21 protein-coding genes are annotated in these 22,453 nt (G+C 63.8%); 11 read left to right on the top strand and 10 right to left on the bottom strand.

Annotated features, from left to right (window positions below):
• Positions 1–94 precede the first annotated feature (94 nt).
• Positions 95–1,399 (bottom strand): GTPase HflX, encoded by a 1,305-nt coding sequence (gene hflX, locus HYG81_RS33175; RefSeq protein ID WP_180840452.1) that lies wholly within the window; start codon positions 1,397–1,399, stop codon positions 95–97.
• Positions 1,400–1,850: 451 nt separating this feature from the next.
• On the opposite strand from hflX, the gene HYG81_RS33170 reads away from it, so the two are divergent.
• Positions 1,851–2,165 (top strand): FUN14 domain-containing protein, encoded by a 315-nt coding sequence (locus tag HYG81_RS33170; protein WP_180840451.1) that lies wholly within the window; start codon positions 1,851–1,853, stop codon positions 2,163–2,165.
• Between the two features lie 36 nt (positions 2,166–2,201).
• Here the strand turns inward: HYG81_RS33170 and HYG81_RS33165 are convergent, their stop codons facing one another.
• The 7 genes from HYG81_RS33165 to HYG81_RS33135 all read right to left on the bottom strand — a co-directional run bounded on the left by HYG81_RS33165 (position 2,202) and on the right by HYG81_RS33135 (position 9,403).
• Positions 2,202–2,927: a ribosome assembly factor SBDS gene (locus HYG81_RS33165; RefSeq protein WP_180840450.1), complete on the bottom strand. Its 726-nt coding sequence runs from the start codon at positions 2,925–2,927 to the stop codon at positions 2,202–2,204.
• Between the two features lie 201 nt (positions 2,928–3,128).
• Positions 3,129–3,905: an archaeal proteasome endopeptidase complex subunit alpha gene (gene psmA, locus HYG81_RS33160; protein ID WP_180840449.1), complete on the bottom strand. Its 777-nt coding sequence runs from the start codon at positions 3,903–3,905 to the stop codon at positions 3,129–3,131.
• A gap of 4 nt (positions 3,906–3,909) precedes the next feature.
• Positions 3,910–4,395 carry an Rpp14/Pop5 family protein gene (locus HYG81_RS33155; RefSeq protein ID WP_180840448.1) on the bottom strand — a complete coding sequence of 162 codons (486 nt, stop codon included), beginning with the start codon at positions 4,393–4,395 and terminating at the stop codon, positions 3,910–3,912.
• A gap of 1 nt (position 4,396) precedes the next feature.
• Positions 4,397–5,029 (bottom strand): class I SAM-dependent methyltransferase, encoded by a 633-nt coding sequence (locus tag HYG81_RS33150; RefSeq protein ID WP_180840447.1) that lies wholly within the window; start codon positions 5,027–5,029, stop codon positions 4,397–4,399.
• Complete coding sequence (locus HYG81_RS33145; RefSeq protein ID WP_180840446.1) at positions 5,013–5,717, bottom strand: RNase P subunit p30 family protein; 705 nt, start codon at positions 5,715–5,717, stop codon at positions 5,013–5,015. Before HYG81_RS33145 ends, HYG81_RS33150 begins: the two co-directional genes overlap by 17 nt.
• Positions 5,718–6,028: 311 nt before the next feature.
• Positions 6,029–6,847, bottom strand: a complete 819-nt coding sequence (tbsP, locus tag HYG81_RS33140) for a transcriptional regulator TbsP (protein ID WP_180840445.1) — start codon at positions 6,845–6,847, stop codon at positions 6,029–6,031.
• 405 nt (positions 6,848–7,252) lie between these two features.
• Entirely contained in the window at positions 7,253–9,403 is a 2,151-nt protein-coding gene (locus HYG81_RS33135; RefSeq protein ID WP_180840444.1) for a hypothetical protein, read from the bottom strand.
• A gap of 164 nt (positions 9,404–9,567) precedes the next feature.
• Here HYG81_RS33135 and glyA point away from each other — a divergent pair, with 164 nt between their 5' ends.
• The 4 genes from glyA (at position 9,568) to folD (ending at position 13,844) form a co-directional block, all read left to right on the top strand.
• On the top strand, positions 9,568–10,815 hold the full coding sequence (gene glyA, locus HYG81_RS33130; RefSeq protein WP_180840443.1) for a serine hydroxymethyltransferase: 1,248 nt from the start codon (positions 9,568–9,570) through the stop codon (positions 10,813–10,815).
• Between the two features lie 168 nt (positions 10,816–10,983).
• Positions 10,984–11,919, top strand: coding sequence for a hypothetical protein (locus HYG81_RS33125; RefSeq protein WP_180840442.1), 936 nt, complete (start codon positions 10,984–10,986; stop codon positions 11,917–11,919).
• Positions 11,920–12,036: 117 nt separating this feature from the next.
• Positions 12,037–12,849 carry an alpha/beta fold hydrolase gene (locus HYG81_RS33120; protein ID WP_180840441.1) on the top strand — a complete coding sequence of 271 codons (813 nt, stop codon included), beginning with the start codon at positions 12,037–12,039 and terminating at the stop codon, positions 12,847–12,849.
• A gap of 101 nt (positions 12,850–12,950) precedes the next feature.
• Positions 12,951–13,844, top strand: a complete 894-nt coding sequence (gene folD / locus HYG81_RS33115) for a bifunctional methylenetetrahydrofolate dehydrogenase/methenyltetrahydrofolate cyclohydrolase FolD (RefSeq protein WP_180840440.1) — start codon at positions 12,951–12,953, stop codon at positions 13,842–13,844.
• Positions 13,845–13,926: 82 nt separating this feature from the next.
• Here the strand turns inward: folD and HYG81_RS33110 are convergent, their stop codons facing one another.
• Positions 13,927–14,652: a DUF7117 family protein gene (locus HYG81_RS33110; protein ID WP_180840439.1), complete on the bottom strand. Its 726-nt coding sequence runs from the start codon at positions 14,650–14,652 to the stop codon at positions 13,927–13,929.
• Between the two features lie 326 nt (positions 14,653–14,978).
• Here HYG81_RS33110 and HYG81_RS33105 point away from each other — a divergent pair, with 326 nt between their 5' ends.
• From HYG81_RS33105 to HYG81_RS33085, 5 genes are all read left to right on the top strand, one after another.
• Positions 14,979–15,704, top strand: coding sequence for a hypothetical protein (locus HYG81_RS33105; protein WP_180840438.1), 726 nt, complete (start codon positions 14,979–14,981; stop codon positions 15,702–15,704).
• Between the two features lie 375 nt (positions 15,705–16,079).
• Entirely contained in the window at positions 16,080–16,226 is a 147-nt protein-coding gene (locus HYG81_RS33100; protein WP_180840437.1) for a hypothetical protein, read from the top strand.
• A gap of 454 nt (positions 16,227–16,680) precedes the next feature.
• Positions 16,681–16,956, top strand: a complete 276-nt coding sequence (locus HYG81_RS33095; protein WP_180840436.1) for a PadR family transcriptional regulator — start codon at positions 16,681–16,683, stop codon at positions 16,954–16,956.
• A 221-nt stretch (positions 16,957–17,177) separates the two neighbouring features.
• Positions 17,178–18,476: an MgtC/SapB family protein gene (locus HYG81_RS33090; protein WP_180840435.1), complete on the top strand. Its 1,299-nt coding sequence runs from the start codon at positions 17,178–17,180 to the stop codon at positions 18,474–18,476.
• A gap of 40 nt (positions 18,477–18,516) precedes the next feature.
• Complete coding sequence (locus HYG81_RS33085; RefSeq protein ID WP_180840434.1) at positions 18,517–19,875, top strand: aminotransferase class III-fold pyridoxal phosphate-dependent enzyme; 1,359 nt, start codon at positions 18,517–18,519, stop codon at positions 19,873–19,875.
• Positions 19,876–19,951: 76 nt separating this feature from the next.
• Here HYG81_RS33085 and purD read toward each other — a convergent pair whose 3' ends face one another.
• Positions 19,952–21,244 carry a phosphoribosylamine--glycine ligase gene (gene purD / locus HYG81_RS33080; protein ID WP_180840433.1) on the bottom strand — a complete coding sequence of 431 codons (1,293 nt, stop codon included), beginning with the start codon at positions 21,242–21,244 and terminating at the stop codon, positions 19,952–19,954.
• A gap of 333 nt (positions 21,245–21,577) precedes the next feature.
• Here purD and HYG81_RS33075 point away from each other — a divergent pair, with 333 nt between their 5' ends.
• Positions 21,578–22,276, top strand: coding sequence for a hypothetical protein (locus HYG81_RS33075; RefSeq protein ID WP_180840432.1), 699 nt, complete (start codon positions 21,578–21,580; stop codon positions 22,274–22,276).
• Positions 22,277–22,453 lie beyond the last annotated feature (177 nt).

Below are 22,453 nucleotides of genomic sequence, written 5' to 3'. Positions count from 1 at the left end.
CGCTTGATCGGGTCGAGAGAACGAGACACCACCAGTTGCGTTTCGACGAACGGAGGAAGGATCTGACTCGAGCGCCGCGCCGGCACCCTCGCCCTTACGACGCCGATTCGGCCGCGGCCGTGCGCAACTCGCTCGCGCGCGAGCGCGCCTGCGAAATTACCGCAGGTCGGGCCTCGAAGGAGACGATAACGTCCTCGTCGCCGTAGGTGACGTCGTCGACGTTCGTGTTGTCGTGAAGCCACGAGACGACGCTCATCGTCTCGTCGGTCATCGGCAGCAGCAGGCGCTCTTCCTCCCAGTCGGGGAGTTCGCGGTCGATCCGCTCGAGTAGGCTCTCGACGTTGAGCCCCTCTTTGGCACTGACGGTCGCCGGGTTCGGTGCGAGCGACGAGAGGGCCTCGCGTTTCTCCGCGAGTTCCTCGTCGCTCACCTGGTCGATCTTGTTCAGGACGGTCACGATCGGGGCCTCGTTGCGCTCGTAGAGGGTGTCGTGGGAGGTGACCAACTTCTCGTGGATCTCGTCGATCGGTTCGCTGACGTCAACGACGAGCAAGACCAGATCCGCCCGGTAGACCGAGTCCAGCGTCGACTTGAACGACTCGACCAGCCAGTGGGGCAGATCGCTGATGAAGCCGACGGTGTCGGTCACCAGCACGTCCCGGCGGTCGATCGCCGCGCGCCGGGTCGTCGTCCCCAGCGTCGTGAACAGTTTGTCCTCGGACTCGGCCGTCGGATCCAGATCGGGGTGTAGCTCCTCGTTTTCCTCGACCTCGAGATCGGTCGCGAGCTGGCGCAGCAGGGTCGACTTGCCCGCGTTGGTGTAGCCGGCGAGCGCGACCAGATCGAACCCGGAGTCGCGACGGCGCTCCCGGCGGTGTTGCTCGGTCTGCTCGATCCGCTCGAGTTCGTCGTTGATCCGGCTGATCTGGGACTTGATGTCCCGCTCGCGGCTCTCGTCGTACTCGCCGAGCCCCATGAAGCCAGGGTGTTCCTCGCGCTTGGCGAGGCTCGTCTTCGCCTCCGCCCGGGGCAGTTCGTACCGGAGCTCCGCCAGTTCGACCTGAAGCTGTGCCTTCCGGGTCTGGGCGCGCTGGCCGAAGATCTCGAGGATCAGTGTGAACCGGTCGATGACCTCGACTCCCTCCGGTAACAGTTGCCCGAGGTTGTACATCTGGTAGGGGCCGAGCCGGTTGTCGAAGACGACTGCCGTGGCGTCGGTCTCCGTCACCAGTTCGGCCAGTTCCTCGGCTTTCCCTTCACCGATCTGGAGGGCCGGATCGGCCCGTCGAGACTGCGTGACCTCCCCGACGACGGAATAGCCCGCCGCTCGAGCCAGGTCGCGGATCTCACTCGTATCGGCCGTCCCCGAATCGACGCGTTTGACGATGATCGTATTCATGCGGATAGGTGTGTCTCCCCGGAGTTGGGGCGGTCGTGCTCGCTCGAGCAGCGTCGCTCGTCAATCCGCCGTCTCGCTGCTCGCACGTGCCGGCCGTGCCGACGGGGCGGGCACTGTCGCGGTGATTCGATGACGCTAACGATGCCGGTCGAACACCCCTGTCGGACGGACGTGACTCATACCAGTTCGTACGCGGCGAACCGTCTTGAATCCAGTGCTCGATACGCTCTTCCGATTCGCGTAGTGCCGTCGTGTGGGCAAACCGCTCCGACGACCGATTCGACGACCGAGCTTCGTCGATTCACAGCGCATGGGACATCGAACGGTGCTGTCAGCGGAGAGTGTATTTGTGAGATTTACCGGGCCCGTCCGGTAAATCAACCCACCTGACGGCCGATCGGTTCCGTCCGACCACAACAGTCATAGGAACCGACGCGAATGGGTGCGGATAATGATAGATCTCGATCCGACCACGCTCGCCCTCGAGTTCGGGGGCGGTGCGCTCATCGGCGGTATCATCGGGTTCGCCACGAAGAAGATCGCGAAGCTGCTCGCGATCATCGTCGGCGTCCAGCTGATGGCCTTTCGCTACCTCGAGTCGCAGGGAATCGTCATCGTGGACTGGAACCGGCTCTCGGCCGGCCTCCTGAAGACCCAAGAACGCGCACAGGGCACGGACATTCACTGGCTTCAATCGATCCTCTCGACGCTGTCGATCGGTGCGGGCTTTACCGGTGGCTTCCTGGTCGGCTTTCAGCGCGGATAATCGGCGTCTCGGGCGCTGTCAAGTCCGCTCGAGTCCCTATCGCGTCTTCAGATCGTCTTTGTCCTTGACGATCTCCGTCTCCGCTTCGCCGCTGGTGTGTTCGTTCACGGTGTCGTAGAACTCGTTTTGGAGCCCCGCCGGGAACGTCAGCACGCCGATCCACGAGCCGTCGTTTTGCCACTCCTCGCGCTCGAGATCGCCGAACTGGCGGATCTGCGCCTGTGCGCTGCCGGCGTGGTCGGCCGGTATCTGGACCGCGACGGTGACCTCCTCGAACCGAATCGGGATCACCGGTCGCAGCGCGTCCAGTGCGTCGTCGACCTGCTCTTGAACTGGCTCCATCGGGTCGACGGTGAAGCCGGCCTCCTCTAAGGCGTTCTCGATCCGATCGGGCGGATGGGGCGCGTTGTCCATCTGCGGGTTGACCGCGTTGCGCGTGATCGTGTCGATCAACTGCTTGCGCTTTTGTTCTTGCATCTCGCGGCGCTGATCGGCCGTGATCTGGATCTCGCCCCGCTTGATCACTTCGGGGATTATCTCGAGCGGCTCAGTCGTGTCGAAGACCTTCTCGAGATCGGCCTCTGCGGGTCTGTCACCGCGGGAGGCGTCCTCGAAGACGTCCTCGGCGGCGATAACGTCCTCGAGGTCACCCTCGAACTCGTCGCGTTTGATCTCCAGCGCTGCGTCTGGGTCGACTAGCACTTCGAAGCGCGCCCCGTGTGACTCGAGTCGCGCCGTCACGGCCTCGTCAAGCGAAATCATGAGTGAAGGTTCCGCCGCCAATTAAAAGAGTGTTTCCCGAACTGAGCCGGTGCTCTCGATCGAGCCGCGAGGTAACGCCTCACGTTCGATCCATCCCAGTGCGGCTGAACCGCCGGCTGACCGTCGATCCGATGCGCTGAGTTCGTACTCGGCCTCGACAGTCGGAAAAACGGGAGTCGGAAACCGAAATCGGCGTCTCGATTACTCGGCGGGTTCGTCGTCGGACTCGTCTTCGTCGTCCTCGCCCGTATCGAGGAGGTCGTTCTCCTCGAGGTGGTCCGCGATCCGGTCCTGGTCGAACTGTTCGAAGGACTCGGTTTCGACGTCGATGGTCGCCAGTCCCACTTCGCTGGGGAGCAGGGACCCGTCGTTGACCGACGCGAGCGCGTCGAGCGCGAGCTGGATGCCGCCGTCGAGGTCGGCCTCGTCGTCGTAGTTCTCCTCGAGATAGGTCTGGAGTTCGCCGCGGTCGGAGCCGACGGCCAGGGCCTTCCACTCGTATGGCGTCCCAGACGGATCCGTCTCGAACAGGCGCGGCTCGCCGTTCTGGATGCCGCCGACGATCAGCGCGACGCCGAACGGCCGGGCACCGCCGACCTGGGTGTACTGCTGGATGTGGTCGGTGACTTCCTTGGTCAGCGTCTCGACGCCGATGGGTTCGCCGTAGCGCAGCTGGTTGACCTGCGTCTGGCGGCGCGCGAAGTCGATCAGCTGGCGGGCGTCGGCGACGTGGCCCGCGCTGGCGATGCCGACGTGGTCGTCGGCCTTGTGGATCTTCTCGACGCTCGAGTCCTCGAGCAGCGGGGAGGGGACTCGTTTGTCGACGGCGAGGACGACGCCGTCGTTCGTTCGGACACCGATACTCGCCGTGCCTCGCTTGACCGCCTCGCGAGCGTACTCGACCTGGTAGAGTCGGCCGTCGGGCGAGAAGATCGTGATGCCGCGGTCGTACGCCTGCTGTTGTTGTTGTCCCTGCATAGTATCACACTAAATGGTAATCGAGGTCTGTCGCGCCCACGAACGCCTCATCGAGTCGCACGTCCCCAACGCCGTCCCGCAGGACGGCGACTCGCTCCTCGTTCCCGAACACGACGTTTCTCTCTCCCGAATCTTGCCCGTCGCGTCCTAAATAGTTTTCTTCAGCGGCACGGATCGTGCCACTGATACCGCGGACTCGAATTCCCACCGCAGCGCCGTCGATTTCGTCGATACAGGCCAGCGCCGCTCGAGCGGGTTCGGTCTCGCCGTGACGGACTTTGACGATCGCTCCGCCGATTCCGTCGGTGAAATCGAACCGAACGACCGACAGATCGGCGTCGGCGCTGCCGGGATCGCCCAGCAGGTTCTGGCCCGCGTACCACAGCTCTCGCTGGAACGACCGCCTGCCGATCCGCTCGTCGCCCCACGTCTCGAGCGAGACGGCGAGATACCGCCATCGCGGCCGGAGGTGTTTCGGAAGGTGTTTCATCTCACTCCTCGGTCGTCGCGTCGACATCGGTCGGACTCCGTTCGGCGACCAGTACGCCCACCTGGTCGTGGACGCGCTCGACCGCCGTCAGCGAGAAGCCCGCGTCGGTGAAGGCGTCCGCGAGCATCCCGACGGTCGCCGGATCGTCGACTTCGGGCGAGTAGAAGGGGTCGTCGGAATCCGACTCGCCGAAGAACATCACGTCCCCGAGGACGAATGTGCGGGGCTCGAGGTCGGCGATGACCGCGATCGCCTCGCGCTTTTCCTCGTCCGAGAGGTGGTGTAGGGCGAAGTTCGACGTAACCAGATCGACCGGGCCGTCGTAGTTCGGCTCCCGAAAGGTTCCGTGATCGAACTCGAGGTTCGTGAGGCCCGCCTCGGCGGCTTTCTCCTGGGCTTCGGCCATCATCTCCTCGCTGATGTCGCGGCCGACGACGCGCTTCGTGTCGGGGGCGAGTGCGAGCGCGATTGCGCCCGTCCCGGTCCCGAGATCGAGGACGATATCGTCGCTCTCGGGAGCGGCGTGTTCAACGACGAGGTTCGCACAGGCGTGATACTCGTCGGATTTCGATTCGTCGTACTCGCCGGCCTTCTCGTCGAACCGGGCGGCGTGTTCCTCAAGACTCTTCTTCATACCTGCCCCGTTCGACCCCCGGCTCAATGAACGACTCGGAGTCGACGTGGCGATTCCGCTCTGCCAGCCGCCCCCACTCCGCGAGCCCGTCCTCAATGAAGGCTCGCTCGAATCCCAGCTGCTCGCCGAGCGCGTTCAGTTCTCGAGGGGCCCGTAACTCGAGGTGGGAGGTCGGATCAGCGCTGACGACGTAGGGCGCGTCGTAGTGGTCGACGATCTCCCGGAGCTTTCGCAGGGATTGCACGATCCGGACCCGGCGGCCGCCGCTCTCTCGCAACACGCCGGAGAGGTCGAACTCGAGGCGAACGCCGTTTTCGACGGCGGCTTTCACGAGCACGTGGTTGACGTCGCCGTTGCCGGCCATCGGATGGGCGAGCACGTCGACCTTCGCTTGTTCGACTGCGAATCGGTTCAGCGCGTTCGTGCCGCCGTGGATCCCGACGATGGTTTCGGTGGTCCGGTGGTTCCCGACCGCGCCGCTGGCCTGTTGTTGATCGTCGGCGCGGATCTCGACGCCCTCGACCACGTCGATGCCGTACTCCTCGCGGATCCGTTCGGGGTCGTATTCCGCTCGAGCGTCGGCGTGATTCCGCACGACTACGCCCTCGAAGCCGTAGTCGGCCGCCGTTTTCGCGAACCTGGCGACCGTGCTCTTCCCGTCAGGGTGGGCGTAGACGGCTTCGTACATACTCGAATCCTCTCACGGCGGTGACTTGGGGTTTGCGCCATGCAGATCCCTGAGATGACCAGTCATCCCGGCCGGGAGCGGGGCTCGAACGACAGTGAGAGTCCCGCAACTCGGGGGAGGGCAGGCGGTTCACCGTCACCGACCGTGAGCGACCGAAGAGAGCGAGCGGGCCGACGACCGATGTAAGTGAGGACTGGAAGGACGAACGAACGGAGGGAGGAGTGCTTTTGATCAACCTTTTACCGAGTGCCGACGCGCCGTACGGCAGCTACGCTGCCGTCGGCGCGAAACAAACGCAGCGTAAAAGGTTGTTAGTTGAGAATGGACTGCGCCACAGTCGCCAGCTGGCCGTTGTCGGCCTCGCTGAGTCGCTCGTCGCCGATCTTGAGGCGCAGGCGCGGCCGGCCGACATCGATCGGAACCTTCTCGGTGTCGATCAGACCCATGTCCTCGAGCTTGGTCTTCGTCCGGGAGAACGTCGCCTTGGAGGCGATCCCGACGTCCTCGCCCCACTTGCTGATGTCGTAGAGCAGGGCCTCGTTCTTGGCCGCGACGAGCAGCGAGATGGTGACCTCGTCGAGGCCGTCGCCGTCGCCACGGGCGGTCTCGAGCGAGTCGAGGATCGCCGCGAAGTCGGCTTCGGCTTCGGGGCTGATCTCGTCGGAGAGGGTTTCGCGGACGTCCGTGATCGGGGGTGTCCGGAGGTTGAAGTCGGATGCACCCTCCCAGCGGGCCGCGTAGGTGTCGTAGGTGTCGCTGACGAAGCTCTCGTCGTCGGTGATGAGCCCGCCGACGCGGTCGCCGGCGTGGACGACGGCGACGACGCGGTCGTCGGTGATCAGCAGCGAGTTTTCCGGCGCTTCCTCGAGCGTTCGCAGCGAGAGCGCGCCCTCGCTGATGAGGTCGGCCGCGTTCGAGGCAACGATGAAATCGTCCATGATGTCTTTCAGCGTCCGCTCGTCGGCGAGCATGTGTACCGACGGCAGGTCGCCGTCGAATGCGGTCGCAACGGAAACGAACTCTTCGATCGCACTACGCGACGGGTTGACCATGTAGATGTCACCGCTCGCATCCTCGAGGACCGACTCGAGGATATCGTCAATCTGGTGGTTAAGTAAATTCGAGGTCATGCCTATACAGAAGTAATTGAGATCGTCGTACTTAATTTTGGTGGCCATCTGCACGGCAGAACTTCTCGTCTCCCCGGTGAACCGGTAATTTTTGTCCCATAATTCGTTAGTTCGCCAACGGAATGCCGGTGTCAAATATACATACAGAGATTTGATTCGGATCGGCTCTCGCGATTCGGGCGTGTAAGTGGAACGCTCATTGCGGGGATATTCTCAACCGAGCAATAATTATATACCGAAACCATGCTATTACGATATCGTATGGGAGTTCGACACAGCCGACTAGGGTGGCACGTTCATATATTGGCCAACAGGAACGAAACCGGACTGCAAACCGACCGACCGTCGCAGCGAATGACGATGCGAGCGAAACGCGTCAGTACCTACGGCGGACCATAGGGAGAATCACTGATCGAATCGAGGCCACAACTCTTTGGACCAGTAGATGTCCCCGTCGTAGATCACCGAGGCGTCGGTTTCTTTGAGCATCGTTACCAGCTCCGATGCCGTCAGTCTGAACGTCGATTCGTTCCCGCAGAGGTAGGCGTACTCGTTGGTCTCGGTGTGGGGGAAGTAGTACGATCCGGTCGCTCGCGTCGAGTAACAGTCGAGAGACAGCAGATATCGCTTGTCGCTTTTGTCGTCCGGGAGTTTCTCGAGCGTCGCAGTCGTCGGGGGTTGGTGTTTGCCCTGCGTGAGCGAGTGGGTGCCGTCGCCGACGACGGCGTAGTCCTTGCCCATCATGATACGCCGGCGTGCGAGCCCCATCGCGCGCTCGATGCTGAAGCCATGAACCAGTAACTTGGCGAACGTCGAGCCGACCTTGACGGCGTGGTCGTTCAGGACTCGGGTGAACGTGACCGCGCCGGCGACGCTGCCCTTCTCGATCAGGTGCTTCCCCTCGTAGAAGGAGCCACAGGCGTTGAGAAAGAACGTCTGTGCGTTACACCGGTCGAGGCTCGAGGCCGCGAGCGTTCCGTCCGGACAGCACAGTCCGCCGGTTTCGCAGTGGCCGATGTAGTGGACGACGTCGTGGTTGTCCTCGAAGACGCGCGCGAGTTCGGCCGTCTCGAGCGATTCCTCGACGGTGAGGTTCATCGTCACCTCCTCGGCGCGCCGGCGATAGATCTCGGCGACAGTGTCGTGCTCGCCGGCCATCTCCGGATCGTTGAGAACGACGCAGATCGAGGTCGAACCGCTCTCTCGCTCGAGGTATTCGAGCCGGTTGTGGTAGGCCTCCGGCGCGGATTTGAAGACGTCGATCGGGACGCCGTCGGCGAGCCAGCCGTGGGTTCGGCCGCTCCGAAGGTCGGGTTTGACGATGTCCACCGACGCGACCCGTCCGGTGCTCGCTCTGGTAGCGGCGGCTTCGTCTAGCCGTTCCGTCCGTCCGCGTCCTGAATCGCCGCCCCGATAGAAGTCCTCGAGCGATCGCTCGACGAGTTCCTGCCCCTCGAGCGTGGAGGCTTTGGGGGTGTAGATCATGCTCAGCCGGTCGAGCAGGAACGGGATCGTTTCGACGCTGTCGTACTCGGGCGCGACGTACGTCGAGAGGTGCCAGTCCGGCAGCCGATGTTTGATCGCCGCGTACGGCACGTCGAGGTAGGCCGCGAGTCGATCCTGCGGCGAGGTGTCATAGAGCGCTTCGGCGTCGATCTCGAGGGCCTCGAGCAGGCTGAGTTCCGAGAGGGTCGTCGCGTGGGGGCCGGCGTTGCGGACGAGACAGTCGAGGAAGAACGTCTTCCGGAGCAGTCGTTCGACGTCGCACTCGAGGTCGGGCATCGGTGAGAGCGTCCGCTCGATCGCGCGATCGACGAGTCGGAGTCGCGGCTGGTCGACCCTCGACCCGATTCGATTGCCGAGCGCATCGTCGGTCGTGCGGACCGTCGCCTGGAGGTAGTACGCCAGCGGCGCGGTGACGAACAGCGACTCGTAGTCGGGCGGGACGACCAGTTCGATCCCGTGATCGGGCGTGTCCGACCGGATGCAGTCGGAAATCTCGAGGGAATCGCCGTGCTCGATCAAGGATGGGTGGCCTCGAAGCGATGGGTACGAACGGTCGGGAGTGTCCGTCTTCTGTGAGGCGGCCATGTGCGTGATGGCTTCGGCGATGGCCGACGGGGAGTCGGGAACGGTGATCGTCCCCGCGGGGAACTCGTGGCGACATCGAACGCCGAGGATGACGCGGGTTCGGTTCGGAAAGGAGACGACGATTTCCTCGTAGTCGTCGGTCTTTTCGATCCGTACCGCGCCGGAAAATCGAAGGTACGTTTTGATCTCCGTGTCGATGTCGACGACGTACTCGCCGGGTGACAGCGTGAGTGGCTCGCCGGCCGGGTCGAGTTCGTACTGGTCGTCGAGACCGAGCGAGAACGCATACACCACCGCGTGCGGAAACCGGAGTTCGTCAGTCGTCACGGCGACCGTCTCGTCGATGGGGCGCGGGATGCCGACATCGGAGTCGTCGACGGCGAGATCGGCACCGTTGACCGTCAGCTCCGCGTTGTCGGCGTCAGTGACGTGGAGGGTGTCGCCGTTGACCGCCCACTCGATCATTCGGTTGGCTGAATGTCACTCCGGCAAGTTAGTTGTATCGGGGTGTCACCTGGTACCAAACTATCGCTAATAACCGTTCGATCCGTCCCGACGCGGACCGCCAGAAGTGGCTCGATTTGCCGGGGAAGGGTACACTTATACAGCCGCCAGACCGCACATCGAACATGGATCACGACACAGTTCGGGACGTCGATCCCGCCGTCGCGGACGCGCTCGAGGGCGAGGTAGACCGCCAACGGGAGTCGCTACAGATGATCGCCAGCGAGAACCACGTCAGCGAGGCGGTCATCGACGCTCAGGGGAGCGCCCTGACGAACAAGTACGCCGAGGGGTATCCCGGCGAGCGCTACTACGGCGGCTGCGAGTTCGCCGACGAGGTCGAACAGCTCGCGATCGACCGCGCGACGGAACTCTTCGGTGCCGAGCACGTCAACGTCCAGCCCCATTCCGGGACGCAGGCCAATCAGGCCGTCTACTTCGCGATGCTCGAGCCCGGCGACAAGATCCTCTCGCTGGATCTGAACCACGGCGGCCACCTCAGCCACGGCCACCCGGCGAACTTCACGGGCCAGCTCTACGAGGTCGAGCAGTACGAGGTCGACCCCGAAACGGGCTACATCGACTACGACGACCTCGCCGAGCACGCCGCGGCGTTCGACCCGGACATCATCGTCTCGGGCTACTCCGCGTACCCGCGCGAGATCGAGTGGGAGCGCATTCAGGACGCCGCCGACGACGTCGACGCGCTCCACCTCGCGGACATCGCCCACATCACCGGCCTCGTGGCCGCGGGCGTCCACCCCTCCCCGGTCGGCATCGCCGACTTCGTCACCGGTTCGACCCACAAGACGATTCGCTCGGGTCGCGGCGGCATCGTCATGTGCGACGAGGAGTACGCCGACGACATCGACGCCGCCGTCTTCCCCGGCGGACAGGGCGGCCCGCTCATGCACAACGTCGCCGGCAAGGCCGTCGGGTTCAAGGAAGCCCTCGAGCCCGCGTTCGAGGACTACGCCGAGCAGACCGTTGCGAACGCGAAAGCCCTTGGCGAGAGCCTCTCCGAGAACGGGCTCTCGCTGGTCTCCGACGGCACCGACAACCACCTCGTGCTCGTCGACCTGCGCGATAGCCACCCCGACACGACCGGCGGCGACGCCGAAGAAGCCCTCGAGGACGCCGGGATCGTCCTCAACGGGAACACGGTACCCGGCGAGACCCGCTCGCCGTTCAACCCGAGCGGCATTCGGGCTGGCACGCCGGCGCTGACCACGCGCGGCTTCGACGAGGACGACTGCCGCACGGTCGGCGACCTGATCGCACGCGTCGTCGACGCCCCTGAGGACGAGGCCGTTATCGAGGAGGTCCGCGAGGAAGTCGCGACGCTGTGCGACGAGAACCCGCTGTACGAATAGCGCGGCAGCGTCGTACAGCCCACCGCTATGGATCTCGGCTCCGTTCGATCGGTTTTCACTCTTTGACTCATCGCTGGCGACGCCGGTTGTTTGCGCTCGTTCTCACTCGAGCGGGCCCTGTCACTCGCCGGCACGCGCTTTTTCACCCGTCTGGCCGTACCGCCGCCAATGTCTACGCGTCCGACCGGCACCATCCTGGACGACGATCGATTGCTCGAGCTCCGGGAGACTCACGAGACGGCCGCCTCCAGATTGGCGGTCGAGGTGACGCCGGTGGCCGAGTACATGGGTGCCTCGAGCGGTGACCACATCGACTGGGACGTCGACCAGCACGAGGACCAGCCGATGCTCGTCTTCAGCGGGATCGAGGACGCGGCGACCGCCGACGCGCCGTATCCCCGGCAACTCCGCGAAGAGGGAGGCGAGATCGTGGCACCCGTCCCGGACCCGCTGGTGCGCGCCGAGCCGCCCGCGGGGCTCGGGATCGCGCTCGAGGTGTACGACGCCGGTCGACCGCTGCTGTTCGACGCCATCACGTCCGGCGAGACGATTGGATTGATTCCGATCCGGTTCGACGACGGGGAAGCCTACCGCGCCGAACCGCTGCCGGACGTCGGCGACGACAGCGACCCCGTCGCGGAGGAAGTCATCGAGCACGAGGGCCGCGGCGATCCGACGCCACGTCCCGAGACGATGGATGCGCCGATCGATCCGGACGTGCTCGAGGCGGTTCTCAACGAGCGCGACGCCGACGAATCCGACGTGATCGGCATCCTCGAGGCCGTCGAGCGCTACGACCTCGTCGGGACGGGTGATCACGTCGCCGGCGTCCCGCCGCTGTCGGCCGACTCGCGTGCCGTCTGTCTGCTACCCGAGGCGGTCTGGACGGATCGCATCGGTCCCGAACTCGAGGCCGAGGGCGTCGACGTGGCTGCGGACGCGCTGGCGATCGCCCGAGAGACACACGAGCGACAGGCCCGAGCGTTGATCGACGCAGCCGAGACGACCGAGTACGAGGGTCTCGAAGAGGAGTACGCGCTGGTCGTGACCAACGCGCAGGACACGACCGAGTGGGACGTCGCCGAACCGGGGATGAACCGCTAGCGGTTGAGCCACTGTTCGAGCGGCCGGCTCAGCCCCGACACTGTCGGCCGGTGGGGAGCGTTCTGGGACCATCCGAATGACGTACCCTTTTCAGGAAGTTGCTCGTTAGCAGTTCGCATGAAAGATGGCACGGCGACGGAGATGTACCGGACCAGAACCGACGCGCTGACCACCGACGTCGGCGAGGGCCAGCCCGTCGTCTTCGCACACGGGACGCTGATGGATCGGACGATGTTCGCGCCGCAACTCGAGGCCCTGCGAGACGAGTATCGGGCCGTCGCCTACGACCTGCGGGCGCGAACGGATCGCTACGCGCCGGGCTACGACCTGTGGGATCTCGCCGACGACTGCGATGCGCTACTGGACGGGATCGGCGAGGAGAGCGCCGTCGTCGCCGGCATGTCGATGGGCGGCTTCATGGCGCTGCGGTTCGCCCTCGAGTATCCGGAGCGAGTCGACGGTCTCGTGCTGATCGACTCGATAGCGACGCCACACACCGAGGAGGAACGAGCGGCGTTCAGCGCGCTCGTGGAGCCGTACGAGGACGTTCTCGAGCCGATCCCGCGGGAGCTTGCCGAGGGCTCGGCGGCCGAACTGTTCGGCGAGACGACCCGCGAGGAGACCCCCGAACTCGTCGAGGCGTGGATCGATCGGTGGGCGACTTATCCCGGGACCGCGGTCTACCACGAACTCAACTCGTGGCTCGGCCGGGCGGACGTGACCGATCGGCTCCTGGAGATCGACGTGCCGGTCCTGATCGTCCACGGCGAGGAGGATCCGTCGCTCCCGCCCTCGCGGGCCGAACCGATGCTCGAGGAGTTACCCGACGCCGAGATGGAACGCATTCCGGCGGCGGGTCACTCGGCGAACCTCGAGCGGGCAGCGCCGGTCAACGACGCGATCAGGGCGTTCCTCAACGACCGGTTCTGACGGCGGAAGTATCCACGTTGGTGCCCATTCACAGGCTACCAGACCTCGGTTCTGCGCACGAATCCGTGGATTAATGAGTCTCGCAGTCGCCCATTCGAGTAATGACCGAGATCATCGACGGCAACGCCGTCGCGAGCGAGATTCGGGACGATCTGACGGATGCAATTGAAACCCTCGCCGACGCTGGCGCGCGGCCGGGCCTGGCAACCGTGCTCATGGGCGACGACCCCGCGAGCCAGACCTACGTGAACATGAAACAGCGCGACTGCGAGGAGGTCGGCATCGAGAGCCACCACGTCGACGTCGACGGCGACGCGCCGCCCGAGGAGCTGTTCGAGACCATCGCCGACCTGAACGACGACCCCGATATCCACGGCTACATCGTTCAGGCCCCGGTCCCCGACCACGTCGACTACCGCGACGTGATCCGCCGCGTCGACCCGAGCAAGGATGTCGACGGCTTCCACCCCGAGAACGTCGGTCGGCTCGTCGCCGGTGACGCCCGGTTCCGCCCCTGTACCCCCCACGGCGTCCAGAAACTGCTCGAGTCGGCCAACGTGGAGATTGAGGGCAAGGACGTCACCATCGTCGGCCGCTCGGACATCGTCGGCAAGCCGCTCGCCAATCTGTTGATCCAGAAGGCCGAGGACGGCAACGCGACGGTGACGGTCTGTCACTCCCGAACCGACGACCTCGCCGCGAAGACTCGCAGTGCGGACATCGTCGTCGCGGCGGTCGGCGTCCCCGAACTCATCGACGGCTCGATGCTCGCCGAGGGCACGGTCGTCATCGACGTCGGCGTCAACCGGGTCGACGCTGACACTGACAAGGGATACGAACTCGTCGGTGACGTCGACTTCGAAAGCGCGAAGGAGAAGGCCAGCGCGATCACGCCCGTCCCCGGCGGCGTCGGCCCGATGACCCGCGCGATGTTGCTCTACAATACGGTCAAAGCCGCGAGCCTGCAGGAAGACGTCGCCGTCGACCTTCCCTGATTTCCGCAGTACCGGTTCCTTGCAGTCCGTTCGTCGGCTCCGATTTCACCGATCGTCGACCGGATCGCTCGTTCAGCTCCGATCAGTCGATCGAACCGAACTCGAGGCTCGCCAGCCGGTCCTGCGCCTGCGAGAAGGCGACCTCGTCGCCGCGGAGGCCGTTCGCCAGATCGCGGGTCGCCTCGACGAGTCGTTCGGCGGTCTCGGGCTCGACGTCGCCGTCGAGCATCCGGATGCGCGTGACGTGCTCGCCGAGCGTCTCGAACGCGCTCCGTTCGCTCGCGGTCAGCTCCCGGTCCTCGGCCCAGGTCCGGACGTCGCGGCGGTACTCCCGGACGGCGTTCGCGTAGGCGAGCCCGCGGGCCGCTCGCATCGATCGCGGGACCTCCTCGGCGGGCGGACGATCGCCCTGATCGGCATCGCGGAGCAGTGAGAGGAAGTACAGCTCGTCGCGGTCCTCGAGGCGGATCTCGCGCGCGACGATGTCGCCGACGTGGAGGAGTTCGATCGCGGCGAGATAGGTGTCGTCGAGTTCTCGAAGGGACCCGGCGTTGACGAATCCGCGCCGGCGAACGTACTCGCGACAGCGGTCGCGGGCCCGTTCGGCGAGGTCGTCGGTCCCGACCTCGTCGATCGCGTTCCGAACGGGGGTGAGGTCGAACGCCACCTGCATGTCGGTGTGTTCGGTGCGTTCGTCAACGCCGACGCTCTGCAGACTTCCGCAGGCCGGACAGCCGACGCTGCCGGTCTCGTAGTACGACCAGCGGGTCCCACAGTCCGTGCACTCGCGCTCACCCCGAATTTTCATGGTCGGGACTACAGTGGGGACACCAAAAGTCCCATCGGACCCGCGGGACCCAGAGGGCGATCCGCTGTTCGGTCGAGCAGTCGTCCCATCGGAACGGTGTCTCACGAGATGCGGTGACTGCGTCACTGATCGTAAATCTCTCCGACCGAAACGAAAGACAAGACAACGGTCAATTCGCACCGAGTATCAGTTTCTGTGAACATTTGGAACCGATGATGGTAAGAGCGAGATGACGGTCATCAGGCCCTGAGCGCCGTTCAATAGGTGATTAACGGGCGGCAGACGCAGGCCACATCGAAACCAGCCAGAAGGTTCTATCCAGGTATATGTCCCGTAGACTGAACCGGCGAACGTTCGTGACCGCAGCAGGAACAGCAAGTGCACTCGCGATTGCCGGCTGTGCCGATAGCGGCCCCGGTGGCGACAATGAGTCGGACGACGAGACCGAGACGACCGGAGACGAAAACGAGACCGAGGAGGGCGGCGACAGCGAGACGTACTCGCTGACCGTTACGGTCGAAGACTCCGACGGGCCGGTCGAAGGTGCAGCCGTCACCCTCGAGGAGGCCGGCACGTCCGGTCTCGGCGGCGACGAGGGAACTGGCAACGAATCCGATAACGAGACGGGCAACGAGTCCGACAACGAGTCGATAACTGACGGCGAGGAGGGACTCGGGAATGAGTCCGAGAACGAGTCCGACAACGAATCGATCGGCGGCGACGAGGGGGGACTCGGGAACGAGTCCGAAAATGAGTCGGGCAACGAGACGGGCAATGAGACGGACGGAATCGGCGGTCCGAGCTTCCCGATGGAGGACGAGACCGACGAGAACGGCGAGGTCGAGTTCAGCGAACTCGAGGACGGTGAGTACACCGTCACCGCTGAAAACGAGGGCGAAGAGACCGAAGACGACATCGAGATCGACGGTGACGACGAGGAAGTCACGCTGACGTTCGGTGACGGCGGCACTGGCGGCAACGAAACCGACTCCGAGGACGAGAACGAAACCGGAATTGGAAACGAGAGCGAAGACGATAACGAGAGCGAGTAACCGACTTCGTCGGGCTCTGCTCCTAGAGCATGCCCCATCGGTTCGGTCGCATCGAACCCGCGAACACATCGGTTTTCGTTTCGAAGCGTGTCGAGTGTGCTGGCAGTGAGTGACGAGCGGTTGCTGTTCTCGGTTCCATCACCATCGTTTCACAGCGGAAACTCCTTCCTTCCCGATCGAAACAACGCTGTCTGGCACGCACAGCTGCGGCGGCCGACAGCCCCGATTACCCCCGAATCATTCGAAAGCCGGGTTCGCTTCGTGATCGCGTGTATAGCGGGGTAGCGATCATATCGAGAGGGACTACCGATGTGAGGACACCGACCGCTGCTCGACGTAGCGGCTTTTTTGCCTCGCCGACCGGTACGGACGAGTATGCGAGACGAAGACGAAATCCGCGAGCAGTACGAGTTTCTCAAAGAGCACCTCGAGAGCGACGAGATGCGCCACGACGGCGTCGAACAGATGTTTACCTACTACAAGCGGGCGCTGGGCTGGGCACTGGAGGAGGAACATATGTGAGAACGCTGCGGCTCGGGCCAGAAGACGCGGGCGAGAGTATTGTCGTTACATTTAAGTACACACACCAAAACCTTCTACGTGACGCTTCGCTTGGAGGGCCGAAGCGTCAGCGGGGACCAATTCAGGGCGGCAAGCGATCGCGTGACATTTTTCCGTCACGCGATCTGCTTTCCTGTTTCGGATACTGTACTGAGAGTGGCGATGCTTCCTTCCTGATCGACTTCGTTGATGGACAGAATCGAGAGACGTATCCAGTGTAATTGTCCCGAAACGAAATGCCTGAACTGTAAACATGAACGCCGCATTATGGGTGGTTTGCCGGGTGAATCGTCACGGACATTATGGATATCCCGCGCTCGAAACGACACGCCTCGCTGGTAATAGCCCTCTTTCGTTCGAAACAACCCGATAGCCTTATTAAAATTCGACAGTAAGTACGATTGGTACTTTCCCAATGTACGACCTGACAGGATTTCAGCGGGACTTGCTCTACGTCATCGCTGGTGAGGACGAACCCCACGGACTGGCGATCAAAGAGGAACTCGAACAGTATTACGAGAAGGAGATCCATCACGGCCGGCTCTATCCCAACCTCGACACCCTCGTCGACAAAGGGCTCGTCGAAAAGGGTCGCCGCGACCGTCGGACGAACTTCTACACGCTCACCCGCCGTGGCCGCCGCGAACTCGAGGCCCGACGCGACTGGGAGACGCAGTACGTCGAACTATAGCACGGTCCCGACGTTCGAGTAGTTCCACGGTCGCCGGCTCAACCGTCCGGGGTGACGGGAGCAATTGATGCTCAGTCCACCCGATCGCACACCACTCGTGCATCGATGTGGCCGGTTTCAGTCGCTACTCTCGGCTGCTGGCTCGAGGAGCCGCGAGGCGAGCCGATTGCGCGCTTCCGGCTGGCAAGTTGCTTATATACGACCCCGGCGAACGATCAGGAGTGAACGGGGTCGTGCTGCAGGTCGCCGACGCGCCGCTCGAGGAGACCGTCGTTCGGATCGCGCTGGCCGGCGCACTGGGGATGCTCCTCGGACTTGAGCGCGAATGGTCCCAGAAGTCCGCCGGTATCCGAACGTTCTCGCTAATTAGCCTGCTCGCCGCGGTCTTTACCGTCCTCGCCGTCGAAACGGAGGGTGTCATCGGCGAGAGCCTTCTCGTGCTCGGCGGTGTGCTCGTGATCGTCCAGGGCGTGTTACTCGCAATACAGGGCCTCATGAGCGAGGACGATGCCGGACTCTCGCTGACGACCTCGGTCTCGATGCTCGTCGCCTACGGGGTCGGCGCGCTGGTCACCGTCGGCTTCATTCTCGAGGGGGTTACCGTCGCCGTCCTCTCGTCGCTGTTGCTCGTCTTGAAGCGCGAACTCCACGAGTTCGCGTGGGGACTCTCCCGCGAAGAAATGCGCTCGACCACGGAGTTCGCCATCCTCGCGTTCGTCATCTACCCAATTCTTCCCGCGACCTACGAGCCCGAAATCGCGGGCATTATCATCCCGCTCGAGCCGCAGGTCATCTGGTTGATGGTCGTTGCCGTCGCGGGGATCGGCATCGCCAACTACGCAATCGTCTCGACCTACGGCGGTCGCGGTATCGCGATCACCGGCTTCTTCGGCGGATTAGCCTCCTCGACGGCCGTCGTCGGAACGATGCTCGATCACGTCAACCAGCGGCCCGAAGCGTCCTCGTACGCCGTCGCCGCGATTTTGCTCGCGAACGCAGCCATGGCCGCTCGGAACCTCGCGATCGCGGTCGGCTTCACGGCCGGCAGCGGCTCCGACATCCTCGTCGAAGCGGTCGTCCCGCTCGGTGCCGTCATCCTGCTCGCCTTCGCCGTCGCCGCACTCACGGCCGACTGGAGCGAGTCCGGTCCGATGGAACTCGAGAGCCCGTTTTCGCTGAAAAATGCCCTCGCGTTCGGGGCCGTCTTCCTCGCCGTCCTCGTGTTCGGCTCGCTGGCCGAAACGTGGTTCGGAACCCTCGGGTTCTACGCGACGGCGGTCGCCAGCGGCTTCGTCTCGAGCGCCGGTGCGACCACCTCGGCGGTCGTCCTCTACCGCGGTGGACAGCTGGGACCCGCCGAGGCGACGATCGCTATTTTGCTCGCGACGGTCTCGAGCATCGTGGTCAAGGCTCTGCTGGCGGCGACCTCGACGAACGACGGCTTCCGGAACCGGGTCGCGGCCTACAGTACGATTCTGCTGGTGGGTGGCGCGCTCGCGTCGGTCCTGCTCGTCATATAGGGCTCGAACACTTTACACGGCGGCGACCGAAACGTCTCATATGGACCGAGCAACGGCCGAACCGTCGGTGGGAACGATCCCGGGTGAACGGGCCAGCGAGTGGGTCGACTATCATCATCGGTTCGCCGCCCCGAGTACGTACGTCTACGAGTTCGTCTGGGACGCGGGCGGCGACGCGATCGGCCCGTTCTGTACCGACGTCGACGGCAACGTGCTGCTGGATTTCACGAGCCACGTCGCGGCCGCACCGCTGGGCTACAACAATCCGACGATCCGCGAGAAACTCCGCGCGTTCGATCCCGTCGATCCGCTCAAAATCGCGGGGCAGGACTTCTACGTCAGCGGCGGCGGCCGACCCGACGATCCCGACTTTCCCGGGCCGACGCAGCTGATGGATCGGTTAGTGGCGATGACGGACCACTACGACATGGACCGGGTCTTTCTCTCGAACTCCGGGGCCGAGGCCGTCGAGAACGCGATCAAGATCTGCTACGCCGCGGGCGGCCACCGCGCGTTCACCTTCGACGGCGCCTTCCACGGCCGAACGCTCGGCGCGCTCTCGCTCAATCGCTCGAAGGCCGTCCACCGGAGCGGCTTCCCCGAAATCCCGGGCGTCGTCAGCGTCCCGTATCCCGCGACCGACGAGGCGTACGAAACCCGCTGGCGGACCGACGGCCCCGGCGGCAACGTCGTCGCCGACGCGCTCCACCCCGAGCGCGGCGTGGTCGATCCCGAGGAAGTGGCGTACCTGATTCTCGAGCCGATCCAGGGCGAGGGCGGCTATCGAGTCGCCCACCCCGAGTTCGCCCGCGACCTCGAGGCGCTGCGCAAGGAGTACGGCCTCCGGATCGTCGCCGACGAGATCCAGTCCGGACTCGGACGGACGGGTGAACTGTGGGCCGTCGACCACCTCGATCTCACGCCGGACGTCATCACCAGCGGGAAGGGACTCCGCGTGGGCGCGACCATCTCACGTTCGGACGTCTTCCCCCAAGAAAAGAGTCGACTCTCCTCGACGTGGGGCGCGGGCGATCTCGTTGCCGCCATGCAGGGCGTGCTCACGATCGATACCATCCACGAGGACGATCTGCTCGCGAACGTCCGCGAGCGAGGCGCGCAGTTCCGAACGCGACTCGAGGACGCCATCACGGACGGCGACGCACCCGGCGCGATCGACGTTCGCGGCCGCGGGCTGATGCTCGCCGTCGAGTTCGATACGAAGGACCGGCGGGACGCGGTGCTCAAGGGCGCGTTCGAACGCGGGCTGTTGACTCTCGGCTGTGGCTACAAGACGCTGCGATTGCTGCCCCCGCTCGACGTCACCGAGCGGGAGATCGAACTGGGTGCAGGACTGTTGCTCGAGACGGTCGACAACGTCGCCGATGAGAGCGCGACGTAGAACGGAAAAACGAGTACGGGCCGGCAGATCTGAGCGCGGGCGGTACGACCGCGGTCGCGGAGAGAGCGATCGGCCGCTACTCGCCGCGGAGTTCGGTCATGTGATCGATCCGCTTCTGGACTAACCCCGCCTTTCCGATGTCGTGACGGATCCGCAGCCCATCCTCGCCGGCAACTGCGAGCGCGTCCTCGGCGATTTCCTCGGCCTCGCTGATCGAGTCGGCGACGCCGACCAGCGCGAACGACCGGGACGTGGTCGTGTAGATGCCGTCGTCGCGCTCGTCTACGCTGGCGTAGTACAGCAGGGCGTCGCCCGCGCTCTCTTCGTCGACTTGCACTTTCGCGCCGGCCTCGGGGTCCGTCGGGTACCCCTCGGGAACGGCGTACTTGCAGACCGTCGCCTTGGAGGCGAACTCGAGCTCCGGCGGCGCGTTGCCGTTTCGGGCGGCGGTCAGGATCTCGAGGAAGTCGGTCTCGAGGACGGGAAGCGTGTTCATCGCCTCGGGATCGCCGAAGCGGGCGTTGAACTCGACGACGCGGGGGCCGGTGGTCGTCAGCATGAACTGGCCGTAGAGGATCCCGCGGTAGTCGTCGAGAGCGTCGACGGTGGCCTCGATAATCGAGACCGCCTCGTCGTAGTCGCCTTCGGTCATGAACGGCAGTTCGTCCGTCGCGTCGGTGTAGCTACCCATGCCGCCCGTGTTCGGCCCCTGGTCGCCCTCGTAGGCGCGCTTGTGATCCTGCACTGCGGGCGCGGTGCGGAACTCGCCGTTCGCGACGAACGCCTGAACGGTGAACTCCTCGCCGATCAGTCGCTCCTCTAAGACGATCCGGTCGTAGCCGGCGTCGCGGATATACTCCTTGCCCTCCTCGGCGGTGACCTGATCACCGATGACTTTGACGCCCTTCCCGCCGGTCAATCCGGCGGGTTTGATCGCGAGGTCCCCGTCGTACTCGTCGATGAAGTCACAGGCGGCCTCCATGTCGTCGAACGTTTCGAAATCGGGGCAACCCGGAATGTCGTGTTCCTCCATGAACCGGCGCTGGAACGCCTTGTCCGTCTCGATGCGGGCGTCGGCTTCCTTCGGGCCGAAGGGGTAGACCCCCGCGGCCTTGAGTTCGTCCGCCACGCCGGCCTCGAGCGGCGCTTCGGGGCCGATGACGGCGATGGTTGCGTCGACATCCTCGGCGTAGTCGACGACCGCTTTCGGATTCGTCGTCTCGAGCGTCTCGAACCCGGCCGCGATGCGGGCGATGCCGGGATTTCGGTTGCCGGCACAGGCGTACAGGTCGGCCTCGCTGTCCTCGAGCGCGCGGGCGATGGCGTGCTCGCGGCCGCCGCCCCCGATCAGCAGCACGTTCTCTCGCATGGTCGATAGCGGAACGCACGAACCTGTAAGCGTTGCTCTTTCCTCGAGCTGAAATATGCACGCTCGTGGCTATTTCCTTCTGAGAGTCGTGTCGAAACGGGTCGCGGAGACTCGCGAACAAGTAGCAGATGGTTGCGGCCGTCATCGGTACCGTATCCCCGTTATAGTAGCCATAGAACGTCACTGCGCACCTGACCCGTACGATGGCGTTGCGATCAGTGTGTACATCGTTTCAGTGGCTACTATAGCCTAAATAGCTAGAATATTTAATATCTGTATTGGATATTTTTCCCTTGCCAATAATTCAAATACAATTAGATGTTATCTCGCCCTATGAGACGACGTGAACTCCTCGCTGGCGGCAGTCTCTTTGTAAGTAGTATGGTAGCCGGGTGTATCGGAAATATACAATTCTCCAACAACACTCAAAGTGAGGCAGACCGCGTGCACTTCACGGAAATAGGAAGCGAGTACGTCGTTTCGATCCAGAATGAACGAAACAGATCAGTAGATGCGGCAGTAGCAGTGACTGCTGCGAACGGGACGACGGAAGAAGAGACCGTCTCAGTCAAACCAGGAGACGAGACGCCGGTCAGAGGCTTGTTCACGACGGGGGCGGAATCGTACACTGTGTCGGTGTCGTCCGACGAAACGGCGACAGAACGGACGCTGCGGCCGACCGAGTCACCGCACGACGAGTTTGTGTACACAATTTCGTCGGATGGGATCCGCTTCCAGAAAGGATACAGACCGACGTCTGATATCGTAATCTCAAACGATAGCGATGAGCATGTCGACGTTCGAGTAACGATCGACGACCCCACAGACAGCGGTGTTGTCTACGATAGTATCCCTGTCCCGCCGAACGATCTCGTGGCTTTCCGGGATGTCTTCGCGGCTGGGAAAGAGTACGATGTCACCGTCCGGGCCAACGGAATGACGAAATCGATCACACATCTGAATTCAGATACAAATAGTGTTTGGATCGATATCGAGCGTCACGACCTCCGCCTCTCCGTATCAGAACGGTGATTTTCCCTCCGCGGAACGAGTATGGATCGTGCCTTGAAATCCGCTACTGGCCGCCTACGCTCACCCTCTAGCGATTTGAAGCGCTCGAGAACGGCGATGCTGTCATCGATGATATAATTTAGATGATGGCTTCCGGATCGTGCGTTATTATGGTCGTTCGGTCGCTACAGTACGGGC

This window comes from Natrinema zhouii, assembly GCF_013456555.2.
In the GTDB taxonomy this organism is placed as follows: Archaea; Halobacteriota; Halobacteria; order Halobacteriales; family Natrialbaceae; genus Natrinema; species Natrinema zhouii.
The sequence above is the reverse complement of the archived record's forward strand: the minus strand, read 5'-3'. Positions and strand labels throughout refer to the sequence as shown.

Excerpts from the sequence above, each read along its gene's own strand:
- HYG81_RS33170 (WP_180840451.1), top strand. The coding sequence starts at position 1,851 with ATGATAGATCTCGATCCGACCACGCTCGCCCTCGAGTTCGGGGGCGGT.
- glyA (WP_180840443.1), top strand. The coding sequence starts at position 9,568 with ATGGATCACGACACAGTTCGGGACGTCGATCCCGCCGTCGCGGACGCG.
- HYG81_RS33145 (WP_180840446.1), bottom strand. The coding sequence starts at position 5,717 with ATGTACGAAGCCGTCTACGCCCACCCTGACGGGAAGAGCACGGTCGCC.
- HYG81_RS33155 (WP_180840448.1), bottom strand. The coding sequence starts at position 4,395 with ATGAAACACCTTCCGAAACACCTCCGGCCGCGATGGCGGTATCTCGCC.
- HYG81_RS33120 (WP_180840441.1), top strand. The coding sequence starts at position 12,037 with ATGAAAGATGGCACGGCGACGGAGATGTACCGGACCAGAACCGACGCG.
- HYG81_RS33085 (WP_180840434.1), top strand. The coding sequence starts at position 18,517 with ATGGACCGAGCAACGGCCGAACCGTCGGTGGGAACGATCCCGGGTGAA.
- HYG81_RS33095 (WP_180840436.1), top strand. The coding sequence starts at position 16,681 with ATGTACGACCTGACAGGATTTCAGCGGGACTTGCTCTACGTCATCGCT.
- HYG81_RS33165 (WP_180840450.1), bottom strand. The coding sequence starts at position 2,927 with ATGATTTCGCTTGACGAGGCCGTGACGGCGCGACTCGAGTCACACGGG.
- HYG81_RS33125 (WP_180840442.1), top strand. The coding sequence starts at position 10,984 with ATGTCTACGCGTCCGACCGGCACCATCCTGGACGACGATCGATTGCTC.
- HYG81_RS33105 (WP_180840438.1), top strand. The coding sequence starts at position 14,979 with ATGTCCCGTAGACTGAACCGGCGAACGTTCGTGACCGCAGCAGGAACA.
- HYG81_RS33135 (WP_180840444.1), bottom strand. The coding sequence starts at position 9,403 with ATGATCGAGTGGGCGGTCAACGGCGACACCCTCCACGTCACTGACGCC.
- hflX (WP_180840452.1), bottom strand. The coding sequence starts at position 1,399 with ATGAATACGATCATCGTCAAACGCGTCGATTCGGGGACGGCCGATACG.
- folD (WP_180840440.1), top strand. The coding sequence starts at position 12,951 with ATGACCGAGATCATCGACGGCAACGCCGTCGCGAGCGAGATTCGGGAC.
- tbsP (WP_180840445.1), bottom strand. The coding sequence starts at position 6,847 with ATGACCTCGAATTTACTTAACCACCAGATTGACGATATCCTCGAGTCG.
- HYG81_RS33150 (WP_180840447.1), bottom strand. The coding sequence starts at position 5,029 with ATGAAGAAGAGTCTTGAGGAACACGCCGCCCGGTTCGACGAGAAGGCC.
- HYG81_RS33110 (WP_180840439.1), bottom strand. The coding sequence starts at position 14,652 with ATGAAAATTCGGGGTGAGCGCGAGTGCACGGACTGTGGGACCCGCTGG.
- HYG81_RS33100 (WP_180840437.1), top strand. The coding sequence starts at position 16,080 with ATGCGAGACGAAGACGAAATCCGCGAGCAGTACGAGTTTCTCAAAGAG.
- purD (WP_180840433.1), bottom strand. The coding sequence starts at position 21,244 with ATGCGAGAGAACGTGCTGCTGATCGGGGGCGGCGGCCGCGAGCACGCC.
- HYG81_RS33075 (WP_180840432.1), top strand. The coding sequence starts at position 21,578 with ATGAGACGACGTGAACTCCTCGCTGGCGGCAGTCTCTTTGTAAGTAGT.
- psmA (WP_180840449.1), bottom strand. The coding sequence starts at position 3,905 with ATGCAGGGACAACAACAACAGCAGGCGTACGACCGCGGCATCACGATC.